This is a genomic window from Spirosoma sp. KNUC1025, from assembly GCF_045160025.1.
Classification (GTDB): Bacteria; Bacteroidota; Bacteroidia; order Cytophagales; family Spirosomataceae; genus Spirosoma.
The window spans coordinates 5,513,799-5,527,867 of sequence record NZ_CP087139.1 but is presented as its reverse complement, the minus strand read 5'-3'; the positions used below and the strand labels follow the sequence as shown (position 1 = coordinate 5,527,867).

The window sequence follows — 14,069 nt, the reverse complement described above, 5'->3', positions numbered from 1 at the left end:
ATCATTAGTTTAGCAGTTTAGCGAATTGTTCGAAGTGGCTTTTCAAGCCTGCCCAGTTTTTCTGCTGAATCAGGTTTTTGTCGAATAAATGACTACCGATTCCAACGCCGTCGGCACCGGCTGTAAAATAGGAAGCCATATTACTTAAATGAATGCCCCCTGTTGGCAAAAGCCTGAGTTGATTCAGCGGAGCCTTTACGTCTTTTATATAACCGGGTCCGAGTGATGTGGCCGGATAAACCTTGACCATGGATGCCCCTAATTTCCAGGCGTTATAAATTTCGGTGGGCGTAAAGGCGCCGGGAAAAATAGGTATGCCCTGTTTCACGCAGGCTTTCACTACTTTTTTGTTGAGAACGGGCGTAACAATAAACTGCGCTCCGGCCGCCAGAGCCTTGTCCAGATCATCTTCTGTACAGACAGTACCAGCCCCAATATTCAGGCCTTTATGCTCATTTTCCAGCGCGTACTGAATCATGGCTTCGGCATTGGGCGTGTTCATCGTGATTTCGATGGTCGTTAGCCCGGCCTCGCGATAAACCGGCAGAAGCTGGCGCATATCATCGAACGATAACCCGCGAACAATGCCGACTACGGGTGCTTTTGTAAATAATTCCCACGAAAACGTAGTTGAAACTTTACTGTTCATTTGCTGATTGGGATGAGTTGACTCTGCATGATTTTAACCTGACCGGCAATGGTCGCTTTATCCAGCAGATCGGCAGAAATTGTCGTAGTACGTTCGGCCAGATTCAGTTCCTGCATGGCCAGTTTGTATAACTCATACAAATTGCTGCCACTGCACAAAAGAAGCCGCCAGTTTGGTTTATGTACCAGCGTTTTAATCTCACTGCCAATTAATAAACCGCTCAGGTAAAAGGCATTCTGTCGTTTGGTCAGTTTACCGAATAACTGATTCGTACGAACTCTGAATAAACTGTTCAGGATGGACGTAGCATTGAGTTCACGAATGCCCGATTTAAAGGCGTCTAATTCGCTTTTGGAGAAGTTAATTGACCGTGTAGTTTCCAGCGAGTCTTTCAGAATACTGAAATGCGACATAAGATTGAAGACTTCACCCGTCATAAAAGTTTGAAAATCAACCAGCTGCTGGTTCTGAATATAAAGGTGCTTGGAATGAGTGCCGGGAAACAGGATGATGGTGTCTTTAACCGGGTAATGATCGGCACCTGGTAAGGCCAGTAAACCAATCAACTGCGTTTCCTCACCCCGCATAACATCGTGCTCACTGCATACGCCCGAAATGAGCAGAATATCATGCGGAAAATCAGCCTGACTTTCGAGCCGTTTAACACTGGCCTGGCTACCATCTACCGGGAAGGGCAGTCGCGCATAAGGCACTTCTTCCATACCGATTGACGACGATGCCATACCCGAAATGACAATGGTTACCCCTTCCAGACGTAGCGATCCCTTTTCGGAAAGCCGCCTGATTTGCTGATTTAGCTGTTGCCGAAAAAACTGGTCCCGGGCAATACCTTTAGGCTCTCCCGTTTTCTTCCAGGCCGTAAAGGTGCTGGCAACGCCCTCCTGCGAAGTAATTTCGTCGACGATTTGCTGGCTCTGAACATTAATCAGGCGAAGCCGAAACGAGGACGTACCCCAATCGCAACCCAACAGATAGTTTTTCATTGCTGCTCGTGTTTTTTCGTACGACTTAGGGTAAGGCAAACGCAACATAAGAACCACCCGATTTTAAACCGTATCGGGTGCCGCCAGCCGCAATAACGACGTACTGCTTTCCATTGACCATGTACGTAATGGGCGTAGCAAACCCACCCGCCGGAAGTTTGTATTCCCAGACAATCTTACCGGTTTTTCGGTCAAAAGCCCGCAGCTTCTCGTCATACGTAGCGGCAATGAATAGAAGTCCACCTGCTGTAACGACTGGTCCGCCGTGGTTTTCGGTGCCCGTGTTCGGCATCCCTTTTTTGACCAGGTCCGGGTATTCGCCAAGGGGGACCTGCCACAGATATTCGCCCGTATTCAGGTCGATGGCGTTGAGCGTACCCCAGGGCGGTTTAATGGCCGGATAATTGTCCTGATCCCGAAACTGCGTATTGCCATTGTTGAGATAGGGCGGCATGTACGGAAAATCGGCCCCTTCGGCCACCGGCGACGTAACAACCGAACTGTGCAAATCGGTTGACGCTACGGCAGGAGTTGCTGGTTTGGCGTCGAGTTTCAGCAGAAAGTTAACGATGGCTTCCCGGTCCTGACCCGACAGGTGACCAAACGAAGGCATACGTCCGCGGCCGGTTGCCAGTATTGTGTTGATCTGCTCACGGGTCAGGCGTTTGTCCACTTCGCTCAGGTCGGGATATGCCTGTGCAGCACTCGCTTTCGCATCGGCGATGCCTTTGCCGCTCAGACCGTGGCACACCGAACAGTTGGTGTTGAATAAGGCAGAACCGCGTGTCATGGCGACGTTTTTACCCTGCGCCTGAACGTCGCGCATTTTGAGCCACCACAGCATGGTATTGGCGTTCTGGTATAGTATGCCTTCCGGATCGGCGGCATTGCCACCCCATTCGGCTCCGCCACCAAAGCCGTAATAGAGCGTACCTTCCAGACTTGGCGGCATGTATTTGCTGCCAGAGCGGCTGTTTTTAAACCGATCCAGTACGTAGGCATGGGCTTCGGGCGTACGGGTCGTGATTTCGGCTTCGGTCAGTTCCTGACGCACAAACGGAGCGGGCTTTGTCGGAACGGGTTGCGTGGGCCAGGGCTGTTCGCCGGGTAGGGCAGGTGAGGTGGGCACCGGCACTTCCTCAACCGGAAACAGGGGTGTACCGGTATCGCGGTCAAACAGAAAAACGTACCCATCTTTGGTCGCCTGCGCGACGGCATCAACCATTCGGCCGTTGTGCTTAACTGTCACCAGATTGGGCGGGCAAGGCAGGTCGCGGTCCCACAAGTCGTGGTGAACAGTCTGGAAATGCCACACCCGCTTGCCGGTTTCGGCGTTCAGCGCAATCACGCAGTTGGCAAACAGGTTTTGTCCGTTGCGAGCCCCCCCGTAGAAATCAACCGAAGGTGAACCCGTACCAGCATACACCATACCGCGCTTTTGATCGATAACCATACCCGCCCAGCAGTTGGCACCACCCAATTTTTTGTACGAATCGTTCGACCAGGTTTCATAGCCAAACTCACCCGGCAACGGGATGGTGTGGAATACCCAGGCCAGCTTTCCAGTACGTACGTTAAAGGCCCGGATATAACCCGGTGGCGCATCGCCCCCTTCGCTAACGGCGGAGCCAGTAATCAGTAAATCTTTGTAGATAACCCCCGGCGTGGTAACCCGAATGGAGAAGTTGGTCAGATCGTGGCCAATCGTTTCTTTGTCGCCCAGCCCCTCGTGCAGATCCACTTCGCCGTTTTTACCAAACGTTTGAATAGCTATGCCCGTTTGGGCGTTGATGGCATACAGTGATGAGCCGACGGAGTAAAGGATGCGTTTGTCCTCGCCATCTTCCCAATACACGACGCCACGTAGCGGATGAAACCGAGGACGTTTACCCGGTTCGGCAAAGGGGTCGAATTTCCAGAGCTGGCGACCCGTAGCGGCATCCGCAGCGAACAGTTTCATGCGGGGCGTAGTGCCATAGAGAATGCCTTTCACCACAATCGGCTGACATTGAATGTCCATGCCCCGTTCATTGGGGTTGTTGTTTTCGCCTGTATCGAAGGTCCAGGCCAGTTGCAGGTTCTGAACCGTCTGCGTATTGATTTGCGTCAAGGGCGAGTAGCGGTTGCCTGCGTCATTGCCGCCGTACGTAGTCCAGTCAACATTTTCGGGTTGTTTGGCGCTACGTGTACTAACGGACGTTGAGTGCATGCATCCCCCTACAAGGAACAGGCTGATGAAGAGTGGCTTTAACAAAAGCTTCATGAAATATCGGATCGGTTAAGAGTAAAGGAAGCAGGGATAGAAGCCTGATTCGTTCAGTCAGATTTAGGCGTTTTTTCGTAGAATTCGTACGTTATTTTCCAGTTCAGTTCCTCGCCGGGGGCTGCTTTCAGTTGGATGTACGGTTCAGGACAGGACGTCGTTGCGCAGGCCCAATAGACTAGTTTTTGCAGGGGTTTATCGCCCGTAATGTGTACACCCGCACCCGTCTTCTGATTTTCAATACGGATGTCATAATCGCTGGGCGTTGGGCCAAAACCCTGTAAACCCGCACTGTAAACGTTTTCTTTCTTGTCCAGTGCCCGCGAATAAATCAGCCGGTTTCCCTGCGTCAGAATGGTACTACCGAATCCTTTTCCCTCCCCTTTGACATCGAACGGGAACTGGATGTTTACGGTCGGGCCGGTCGGTTGTTTGTCGATGATAAAGAAGTTGTGGTTATACGTACTGGCTTCAATCGGCTGTTTACCTGTGTTTTTCAGGCTGTGTTCCAGCACAAGCTGCGGTTTGTTTTTGACCAGCCGTACTGTTTTGCGATAGAGGTACGCATAGCCCGTTGCCGGGTCGGTTAACTCGTGTGTGAAATCAACGTGGTCTTTATGCTCCCGTATCGTCCATTTGCCAGGGTTTACAATGTCGTAATACTGCCCAAAAGCGTAAGGCTTATCATCCGGTTTGCGAAGACTCCCCACGCCGATTTTCACAAACGTATCGCCGGGTTTTGCCTCAGCATAACCCAGCGCCGTAAACTCCTCTACCGGTCCGCTTATGGCATCGTGCAGCTTTGGGTCGTAGTTGTCAAACCACGGTTCAATAAAGCTATGGCCTTTATACTCAAGGTTTTTGAATGCCCCCGACCAATCGAAGCGAGTGCCCTGATAATACCCGCGGAGGGCATCGGGCAGGTAGAGGGTTGTTTTGATCTGACCATTGGAAATGTCAGCCTGCGTCCAGTCGGCCAGGGGCAAGGTCGCAGCATATAACCCAAAAAGTGCGACTGTTGCGATAAGTGACTTTTTCAATGTGGTTAGAGTTTGTAAAGACCTATAAGGTTTTTGAAACCTTATAGGTCTAATTAATTCAACTATAGATTCGGATTGATCGACGTATCGGTGTACGGCAGCGTGAACCAGTAATTTGCTTTCGTAATCGGCTTGATGGGCTGCAAATCTTCGGGGCTTTTGGCGGCATTGGCTTCCTCCACCTTCTCAAGTCGAATCAGGTCGAACCAGCGGGTACGTTCGCAGGCAAATTCCCAGGCCCGTTCCTGCACGACGGCATCGGCAAATTGAGCCGCCGTCAGCCCATCGCCCGGTGTAAGCGCCTTAGCTCCCGCTGGCAAACCCCGTAACCGAACAGCATTCAGGGCATCGTAAGCCGCCTGATCAGGACCACCCGTACCCCGCGCTTTCGCTTCGGCGTAAATGGTCAATACGTGTGGATACCGCATCATAACCGAAGGTAGCGAAATACTCGACGTCACGACGTTGCCTTTGATGTACCACTTCTTGTAATACGGGTGTTTGGTCAGGCTGTTCTGCCAGGGAATCGTTGTAGCGCCCAGGCCAAACTGCGTACGGAACGTAGCGTCTTTACGAGGCCCTTCGGGGAAGTTTTTGAAGAAATTCAGCTCGGCAAACATATCGTCCCAGCCGCCTTCTTCACCGGGCATCGTGGTGTTGCCATACGTAGCGTTGGCCGTACCGCTGCCGCCCGTGAACCCGTTGATCTGAAACACCGATTCCGGAATGATAGCCACGGCCGGGTCGTTAGCGAAAACCTCCGCAAACGTCGGCATCAATGCAAAACCATACGTAGCGCGGTTGTCAATAACTTCTTTCGCTTTGGCGGCTGCCAGGTCGTATTTGTCGGTCTGCTTCAGCGGCCAGCCTGCCATTGTCAGATATACGTCCGCCAGAAATGCTTTCGCTGAGCCTGCGTTGGGCCGACCCGGATCGCGCCGGGTGTTGGGCAGCATGGTTTCGGCTTTTTTCAAATCCTCAACAATCAGGGCGTAAACCTCGGCAGGTGTCGATTTTTTGATCGTGAGCAGATCTGCCGAGTATTCACCGGCAAGCACCAGCGGAATACTGCCATAAAAACGCGTTAGCCAATAGTACGAAAATCCCCGAATGAAAAAGGCTTCACCGGCAATAATATCGATCGTGGCTTTGGTGCCGACCGTTTTGGCATAGTTGTTAATGACATTGTTAGCGCCCTGAATGGCTTTGTAACAGCCGTTATACACGGCACCTGAGCGCTGGTTCGTGGTTGATACGTTAAACTGATCGAATTCCCGCCAGTCGGCTTTGTTGCTGGCCGGGTGCGTTGTTACGTCGTCGCTGCCGATGGTAGCTGCATTGGCCGACGGGTGCAGAAAGCCGTACGTCCATTGGTTGCCCAGGCCCCGATAGGAACCCGTTAGTGCCGATTCCAGGCCATCCTGCGTTGACAGTACGTTTCCGCCGTACAGCAACCCGGTTGTGTCTTCTTCGAGGTAACCCTTACAGCCTGCGGTGAGTACGGCTGCCAGTCCAACTATTAGTAATTTTTTCATGATGCATCAAGGAATTTAGAAGCCCAGGTTTATACCGAGTGTGTACTGTTTGGCATTTGGATATGAACCGTAGTCAATACCAATGGCGGTATCGGTGGCCGAACCAACCCGAGCCGATTCTGGATCTGGACCTTTATATTTGGTGATTGTAAATAGGTTTGTGGCGCTGGCAAATACCCGGATACTCGCTTTGTTGCGGATAAAGCCGGTTGGTACGTTGTACGAAAGACTTACGTTTTTCAGGCGAATGAAGCTGCCGTCTTCCAGGAATCGGCTCGACTGGGTGAAGGGCTGATACGTTTTCGTAAAGGCCGGTACGTCAGACGTTTCATTGCCTGGCCGGTAGTAATCCCGGATTTCAGACAGGATGAATTGCCGTGCATCGCCCGAGCCCGACAGCGCGGCCGCCCGGGTATAGTTGAGTTTATCGACGCCAAACACACCGTTGAAGAATACGTTCAGGGTCAGCCCTTTGTACGAAAAGGTGTTGTTCCAGCCACCCGTTGCTTTCGGGAATGCCCGGCCAATGATCTGAAAGTCGTCGGTAGTGATTGCGTTGTCGCCGTTAAGATCCTGGTAATGCGGATCGCCCGGTACACGTCCCTGTTTGGCAGCCGCATCCGCTTCACCGGGCTTCCAGGTGCCTAAGTAATTCAGGCCCCAATACGAGCCTAGTGGCTCACCCGGTATCAGCATGAATTCGTTGGTCGTCGACATACCGGCGCCAACGCCTGTACCCTGGCCCAGCCGTGGCAGACCGCCCAAACTGATCACCTGGTTTTTCAATGTGGAAAAATTCAAATTCGTCTCCCAGCGAAAACCACCGGCTATCAGGGGCGTACCGCCGATCGAAAATTCGAAGCCTTTGTTCTCAATTTCACCCACGTTCCGGGCTTGCGTACCGCCACCGGCATAGCTTGGAATTGCTACGTTCAGGAGCAGATCGGTCGTATTTTTCTTGAAATAATCGGCTTCGATGTGCAGCCGGCCGTTCAGGAATTCGGCTTCAAGGCCTACGTCCACCTGCCTGGTGGTTTCCCATTTGAGATCCGGATTGCCGGGGTTACCCAACAACACCCCAGCCGTAGCCGCCGTATTATTGAAGGCTGACACCGCTGTACCATAGGTCGATATGGTAGCATAGGGATTAATCGCCTGGCTACCCGTCATACCCCAGCTTCCGCGCAGCTTCAGGTTGCTGAATACGTTCATTTTTTTGATAAACTCTTCTTCCGATAACCGCCATCCCAAGGCCACTGACGGGAAAACACTGTATTTGTTATTAGGGCCAAACTTAGATGAACCGTCTCGCCGGACGGCTGCTGATACCAGGTACTTGTCTTTATAGCCGTAGTTGATACGTCCCAGCAGCGATAACAGCGTCCATTTCTGATAGCTCGACGCTACGGTAGCGGCTGTGTTGCCGCCGATGTTGTCGTATCCTAATTGCGGAAACCGAAGCCCTGATGCACTGGCAGTAAAGTCTCTATTTGTAAATTGCTGTGTCTCCAGAACGGCAACGGCGTTAATTGAGTGATTGCCGATTTTAACGTCGTAATTCAAATTATTCGTGTTTTGCAAGACTACCTGTTCTGCCGAATATCGGCTTGCCGTCGGTACGTTGTTTGAGAGACGCTTGCCGTTCAAATTCAGGTTTTGCGCATTCAGGTAATTGACGGCGTACTGCAAATCGATCGACAGTCCTTTGATGGGAAGTTTATAATTTAGCCCGCCGTTGATGTTGATACCGCTCCGGTTCGCATCGACCGATTGATCATACAGGTAGTCCAGCGGATTACGGTAAACAGAACCAATCGGGTCCGTAAACGTTGGCTGACCATCGGCGCCGTAGGCAGGTGTTGTGGGTGCCCAGGCCAGCGCCTGAACGATGGCGCCACCATCGAGGGTATTGTGATTTTGCGAGCGCGTACCCCACAGATTCAACCGAAACGAAAGTTTATCGTTGATCTGCGTATTGATGTTGGTACGCAGGTTATACCGCTTAAACCCACTGTTGTTGACGATACCATTTTGATTTAAGTAGTTTCCCGACACCAGAAAGGTCGTTTTGTCGCTACCACCCGACAGCGTAATCTGGTGCTGCTGGCCACTCCCGTTGCGGAATACAAGACTCTGCCAGTCGGTGCCGCCATTCTGTTTGAACTGTGCAATCTGATCTGTCGTAAACGGTAACCCTGAACCGACGGCCGTAGCACGTGCATTTACGATTTCAGCAAATTCACCGGCCGGTAATACGTCATAACGTTTGATCACCTCCGACGTACTGAACTGCCCTTCGTAGTTAACTTTAAGGCCTTTCGATCCTTTCTTGGTTGTAATAATCACGACGCCGTTGGCCCCGCGACTACCGTAAATGGACGTTGATGCGGCATCTTTCAGGATTTGAATGGTCTCAATATCGCTGGGGTTTACGAAGTTGAAATCAGCCCCTACGAACCCATCCACAACGTACAGGGGGTTGTTATTTCCCAGTACAGAGTTGGCTCCTCTGATTCTGATTCGGGCATCGCCCCCCGGTGCGCCGTTGGTCTGGCTTACCTGTACGCCCGCAGCACGACCCTGCAACACCTGATCCAGGCGAGTGACGGGCTGCTGAGCAAACTCTTTGGTGGAAATGGCTGTCAGGGCACCGGTTACGTCGGTTTTGCGCTGCGTACCGTACCCCACCACCACTACCTCGTTGAGCGTTTTCTGATCTTCCGCCAGTTGAACCTCAATAACTGTGCGTCCATTGATTGGAACGGTTTGACCGACGTAGCCAATATTCGAGAATACCAGCGATGCATTGCTGGCCGCGTTGAGTGCAAAATTACCCGACGCATCGGTAGACGTACCCAACGTAGTGCCGCTTACCTGAACGTTAACACCGGGCAGTCCCTGGTTGTCGGGGCCGGTCACGCGTCCGGTGATCCTGCTGCTCTGCCCAAAGGCATAACTTTGACCAAGCAGCAGAAGCAGGACAAAGAGTTTTAGAGAGTTTTTCATAAAGGTTTATAAAAGAGAATTAGGTTCGCTAATTGTGGAGATTGGTTGCTGGTCATTTCCCGTGGTGTCGGGTTTGAGAACGGCTGCGGCCGACCGTCCGACACCACGGGAAATGACCAGCAACCAATAATTTACCAGTCGACTACAGAGCCGTCGAGGGCATTGTACGATTCAGGATTTTTCCAGTCGTGGCCGATTTTATCTTTCATTTTATCGTCATCCAGCTCGACGCCAAGTCCCGGCCCTTTAGGAATCATCACCGTACCGTCGCTTTGTAATTTGAATGGCGTCTTGATGTAGCCTTCACCCAGAGAGACCTGCTCCTGTACCAGAAAATTCGGAACGCTGGCCGCCAGGTTCAGGCCCACGGCCAGGGAGATCGGTCCCATCGGATTGTGTGGGGCTATGGGCACGTAATAAGCCTCGGCCATCCCTGCAATGAGACGTCCTTCGGTGATGCCGCCCGCATGGCAGAGATCGGGCTGGACGATGCTGACCGCTCGTTTTTCCAGCAACTCGCGGAAGCCCCATTTCGTAAAAATCCGTTCGCCAGCGGCAATGGGCAGGTGCGTTCCGCGAGCGATATCAGCCATAACATCCACATTTTGTGCCTGACAGGGCTCCTCAACAAACATGGGCTGAAATGGCTCCAGTTGCTTGATGAGCACTTTGGCCGTTTGCGGAGAGATGTTCCCGTGAAAGTCGATGGCAATGTCCATGTCGGGTCCACCGGCTTCCCGCAGCGACGCAAAATTGTCGATGGCATACTTAATGAATTGTGGATTTTCGACAATATTGGCTGGATTCTTATGCGCAACACCCGTTTTGATGACCGTGTACCCTTCGGCTTTTCGCTTTTTCATGTCTTCGGCATTGCTGGCTCGCCCGTAAATCCGCACGCGGTCGCGGGTGGGGCCGCCCAGAAGTTCATAGACCGGTACGTTGAGCAGTTTGCCTTTGATATCCCACAGGGCATGGTCGATCCCGCTGAGGGCGCTCGTCAGAATCGGGCCACCGCGGTAAAATGCATGCCGATAAATAGCCTGCCAGTGATGAACCACCGCCCGCGGGTCTTTCCCGATCAGGTACGGTTCTACCTCTTTAATGGCTGTCTGGATGGTCAGTGCCCGGCCCTCCAGCAGCGGTTCGCCTAAACCATGAACGCCTACGTCCGTATGGATTTTCAGGAAAATCCAGCGCGGCTTAACCAGAAAGGTTTCAAGCTTTGTAATCTTGACCTTGCTGTAATCAGCAAAATGTCCGGGACCAGAGGCATACGACGTTTTCGGCAAGACCAGCGTACTCATACCGGCAACCCCCAACACGGATTGAATAGCAGAGCGACGGGAAATGCCCGATTTCTGAGGAGATTTCATTAGGCTATGATTAAGGATTCTGGGTTAATCGATTAAGCTTCAGGTGAAAAAAGATTTGTTTGTCGTGGTGTCGTTTCCGTGGCATCGGACGGTCGGCCGCAGCCGTTCTCAAACCCGACGCATTGGCTGACGCGAGAGGTGTCGGGTTCTCAAACCCGACACCACGGGAACGATCACCATCAATAAGGGACTAGGGGCGAATGAGGGTGCCATCCATCTTACGTACCTGCCAGTTTGATTTGGTTGTGATCGGGTATTTAGCCGCTTCTTTTTCGTTGATATCCACGCCCAGGCCCGGCACCTCGTTGACCGACATGTAGCCCTTGTCCATCGTTGGGCAGCCGCTGAACACGTCTTTCATCTTGTCGGAGAAGGCCACGGCTTCCTGAATGCCGAAATTCCACACGGCCAGATCGATATGCGCGTGTGCAGCGTGTCCTACCGGCGATACGTCGCCCGGACCGTGCCAGGCTGTCCGCACGTTGAACCACTCGCCCAGGCGGGCAACTTTCATAGCCGGGGTGATGCCGCCAATCTGCGATACGTGTATCCGGATGAAATCGAACCACTGATTCACCATCGGCTCCTTAAACTCATTGATGTTGTTGAACAATTCACCCATTGCAATGGGTACCGACGTGGCCTGACGGAGTTGAGCAAACCACTTCATGTTCTCGGGCGAGAAAGGATCTTCGATAAAGAAAGGACGATACTCTTCCACCTTCTTGATCATGTTGATGGCTTCGATCGGCTGTACCCGCTCATGAATGTCGTGCAGCAGTTCAACCTCGTCACCGCATTCTTTACGGACCACCTCAAACATCTTCGGAACTGATTTGAGGTAAAGCTGTACGTTCATGTAATTGTCGGTTTCACCCCCGAAGTTGGCCGCTTTAAAATCCGGTTTATCGGACGTAGCACCGACAGCGCCGTAGCCTCCCTGCTGAATGCGAATGTGTTTGAACCCCTGCTCCATAAATTTCTTGACGCTGTCGGCGGCCGCTTCGGGCGTGTTGCCGCCCGCGTGGGTGTAGCAGGGAATGGCAAAACGAACTTTTCCACCAAGCAATTGATAGACAGGCATTTTGGCGCGTTTACCTTTAATGTCCCAAAGAGCTTGGTCCAGTCCGGAGAGGGCATTGTTCAGCACCGGTCCATTGCGCCAGTAGGAGCTTACGTAAGCACCCTGCCAGATATCTTCGATGTTGTCGACGTCTTTGCCTACACAGAATTCGTTGAGGTACGTATTGATAGCTACCACCACAACCGCAGCGCGCTGGGTGAACGTAGCGCAGCCCAGTCCATACAGGCCCGGCTCGGTGGTTTCCACTTTTACGACGATGAGGTTGGAGCCTTGTGGTGCAGTAGCAATGGCTTTTACAGACTTAATTTTGACGGCAGGCGCCCCAACGGCATACTGTGGTTTGCCTTGCTGTTCACGGGCTTCGGCTGTCGACATGCCACCGAACAAGCCCATTAAACCGGCTGAAGAGCCAAAACCAAGCATTTTCAACGTATCACGGCGACTTTGATCAGGTTTATTCATAAGAGAAAAGAAAGGGTTTGAGAAAATTGATTTATATGTGAGCAGGTATGTCGTGGTGTCGGGCCGGGTGGCCGGTGCCATCTTAAACCCGACACCACGACATTAATTCTACTTTTTGTCCCACCAGATGCGTGTATCCAGCGTATTCGGCCCCTGGCGTGTAATCGCTTCGTTCAGCTTTCCGGAATTGACGATAATTTCACTATCGGGGTAAGGGAGTCGGCGGATAAAGTCGCCTTTCACTTCAGAGCCGGGATATGGATTTTTCTTGAGCGCCGGGAAACCACTGCGACGGAAGTTTGCCCACGCTTCGGTGCCATCCAGAAAACTGGCGACCCAGTATTGCGTATTGATCTGATCCAGGGCTTTACTGGCATCGAGCGGGTGCGCATCCAGATACGCTTTGATGGTGGCTTCCGGAATGGTTGTACCGTAGGACGCCATCTGTTCCAGATTCGCCCGAATGCCTTTAGCGTAGTAGTCCGCTGCTGAACCCGTTACCCAACCTCTGGTAGCTGCTTCGGCCAGCAAAAACAGCGTTTGGGCGTAGGTAAGGTGAAATTCGGGCGCGTCTAATTTCAGGACCGTACCGAGGTTGACCTGTGTGTAATCCCACAAACTCACCACACCGTTTGCGGCAAACGTCGAAGAAATCGATACGTCGTTGTACCCCATTGGCATACCCACCTGAACGGCCGGGTCCGACGAAGCGCGGGCAGCAACCTGTTCCTGACCTCCTTTGGCCCCTACGTAACGAACCGAAAAAATGGGGAGACGAGGGTCGTTGTTGGCTTTCAGGTAATCGACAAAGGGAGCAGCCAGGTAAAAGTTGGTTTTTTCGCGGGCCTGTAAGTGGTTGGCAATGTAGTTGTTATACAAAGATGTATGCCGGAGGACTGAATTGTCGGCATTGGATTGTAGAACACCACCCGTTACCGCTTTTTTCACGTAGGATTCGGCCGTAGTGGGGTCCACTTTGGTCAGGCGCATAGCCGCGCGTAACATGAACGAATACCCCAGCTTTTTCCATTTTGCTACGTCGCCACCATACAGAATATCGGTCGTTACGGGGGCTTGGGCGGTGGTCAGCGCGGCCGACGCTTCATCCAGCTCTTTCAGAATATCCTTGTAGATGTCCTGCTGCGCATCGTATTTGGGCGTAATAATTTCGGTTGTGTATCCCTGTCCCGCTTCAAAATAAGGAATGTCGCCGTACGTATCGGTCAGTATCATGAAAATATACGCTTTCCAGATACGGGCTGCCTGATACGTATTGATCTGCAACGGATCAGATTTCGTTTGATCCAGCACCGACACGAGCTGCTTCACTACGTTGCGGTACATATTCTGCCATACCAGCGGAGTATTGCCGTTGTTGACCTGATCATAATTTGCCCCCGACAGCGAACTACCGTAGGGCGTAATGATCTGTTGCACAATACCGAAATTGTAGGTGAGCATCCCCAGCGTACCGAACCCGTCGAGGTAGTTGGTATTGATGATCGCCTTATTGAGCACCAGCGATGCCGCCAGCGAAGTAGGGTCAACCTTATTGGTATTGACCTCGGTGAAGCCCTCATCGCAGCCCGTAAGCAAGCTCATTGAGAGCATCAGCGTAAGGATATATTTCAGATTTTTTTTCATGGATTT

At 52.1% G+C, this 14,069-nt stretch carries 9 protein-coding genes; all 9 read right to left on the bottom strand.

The window, feature by feature from the left end:
- Positions 1 to 4 precede the first annotated feature (4 nt).
- The 9 genes from LN737_RS24190 to LN737_RS24150 all read right to left on the bottom strand — a co-directional run bounded on the left by LN737_RS24190 (position 5) and on the right by LN737_RS24150 (position 14,063).
- Positions 5 to 649 carry a bifunctional 4-hydroxy-2-oxoglutarate aldolase/2-dehydro-3-deoxy-phosphogluconate aldolase gene (locus tag LN737_RS24190; RefSeq protein ID WP_405512765.1) on the bottom strand — a complete coding sequence of 215 codons (645 nt, stop codon included), beginning with the start codon at positions 647 to 649 and terminating at the stop codon, positions 5 to 7.
- Positions 646 to 1,653, bottom strand: a complete 1,008-nt coding sequence (locus tag LN737_RS24185; RefSeq protein ID WP_405512763.1) for a 2-dehydro-3-deoxygalactonokinase — start codon at positions 1,651 to 1,653, stop codon at positions 646 to 648. The genes LN737_RS24190 and LN737_RS24185 overlap by 4 nt, the downstream gene beginning before the upstream one ends.
- A gap of 25 nt (positions 1,654 to 1,678) precedes the next feature.
- Positions 1,679 to 3,862, bottom strand: coding sequence for a PQQ-binding-like beta-propeller repeat protein (locus tag LN737_RS24180; RefSeq protein WP_405520502.1), 2,184 nt, complete (start codon positions 3,860 to 3,862; stop codon positions 1,679 to 1,681).
- Between the two features lie 107 nt (positions 3,863 to 3,969).
- Entirely contained in the window at positions 3,970 to 4,956 is a 987-nt protein-coding gene (locus LN737_RS24175) for a hypothetical protein (protein WP_405512761.1), read from the bottom strand.
- A gap of 62 nt (positions 4,957 to 5,018) precedes the next feature.
- Positions 5,019 to 6,491 (bottom strand): RagB/SusD family nutrient uptake outer membrane protein, encoded by a 1,473-nt coding sequence (locus tag LN737_RS24170; RefSeq protein WP_405512759.1) that lies wholly within the window; start codon positions 6,489 to 6,491, stop codon positions 5,019 to 5,021.
- Positions 6,492 to 6,506: 15 nt separating this feature from the next.
- Positions 6,507 to 9,497, bottom strand: a complete 2,991-nt coding sequence (locus tag LN737_RS24165) for a TonB-dependent receptor (RefSeq protein WP_405512757.1) — start codon at positions 9,495 to 9,497, stop codon at positions 6,507 to 6,509.
- Positions 9,498 to 9,628: 131 nt separating this feature from the next.
- On the bottom strand, positions 9,629 to 10,873 hold the full coding sequence (gene dgoD, locus LN737_RS24160; RefSeq protein WP_405512755.1) for a galactonate dehydratase: 1,245 nt from the start codon (positions 10,871 to 10,873) through the stop codon (positions 9,629 to 9,631).
- A 190-nt stretch (positions 10,874 to 11,063) separates the two neighbouring features.
- Entirely contained in the window at positions 11,064 to 12,419 is a 1,356-nt protein-coding gene (locus LN737_RS24155; RefSeq protein ID WP_405512753.1) for an enolase C-terminal domain-like protein, read from the bottom strand.
- Positions 12,420 to 12,527: 108 nt separating this feature from the next.
- Positions 12,528 to 14,063 carry a SusD/RagB family nutrient-binding outer membrane lipoprotein gene (locus LN737_RS24150; RefSeq protein ID WP_405512751.1) on the bottom strand — a complete coding sequence of 512 codons (1,536 nt, stop codon included), beginning with the start codon at positions 14,061 to 14,063 and terminating at the stop codon, positions 12,528 to 12,530.
- Positions 14,064 to 14,069 lie beyond the last annotated feature (6 nt).

Coding starts and splice junctions, on each gene's coding strand:
- LN737_RS24150 (WP_405512751.1), bottom strand. CDS start 14,063: ATGAAAAAAAATCTGAAATATATCCTTACGCTGATGCTCTCAATGAGC.
- dgoD (WP_405512755.1), bottom strand. CDS start 10,873: ATGAAATCTCCTCAGAAATCGGGCATTTCCCGTCGCTCTGCTATTCAA.
- LN737_RS24165 (WP_405512757.1), bottom strand. CDS start 9,497: ATGAAAAACTCTCTAAAACTCTTTGTCCTGCTTCTGCTGCTTGGTCAA.
- LN737_RS24155 (WP_405512753.1), bottom strand. CDS start 12,419: ATGAATAAACCTGATCAAAGTCGCCGTGATACGTTGAAAATGCTTGGT.
- LN737_RS24180 (WP_405520502.1), bottom strand. CDS start 3,862: ATGCACTCAACGTCCGTTAGTACACGTAGCGCCAAACAACCCGAAAAT.
- LN737_RS24185 (WP_405512763.1), bottom strand. CDS start 1,653: ATGAAAAACTATCTGTTGGGTTGCGATTGGGGTACGTCCTCGTTTCGG.
- LN737_RS24190 (WP_405512765.1), bottom strand. CDS start 649: ATGAACAGTAAAGTTTCAACTACGTTTTCGTGGGAATTATTTACAAAA.
- LN737_RS24170 (WP_405512759.1), bottom strand. CDS start 6,491: ATGAAAAAATTACTAATAGTTGGACTGGCAGCCGTACTCACCGCAGGC.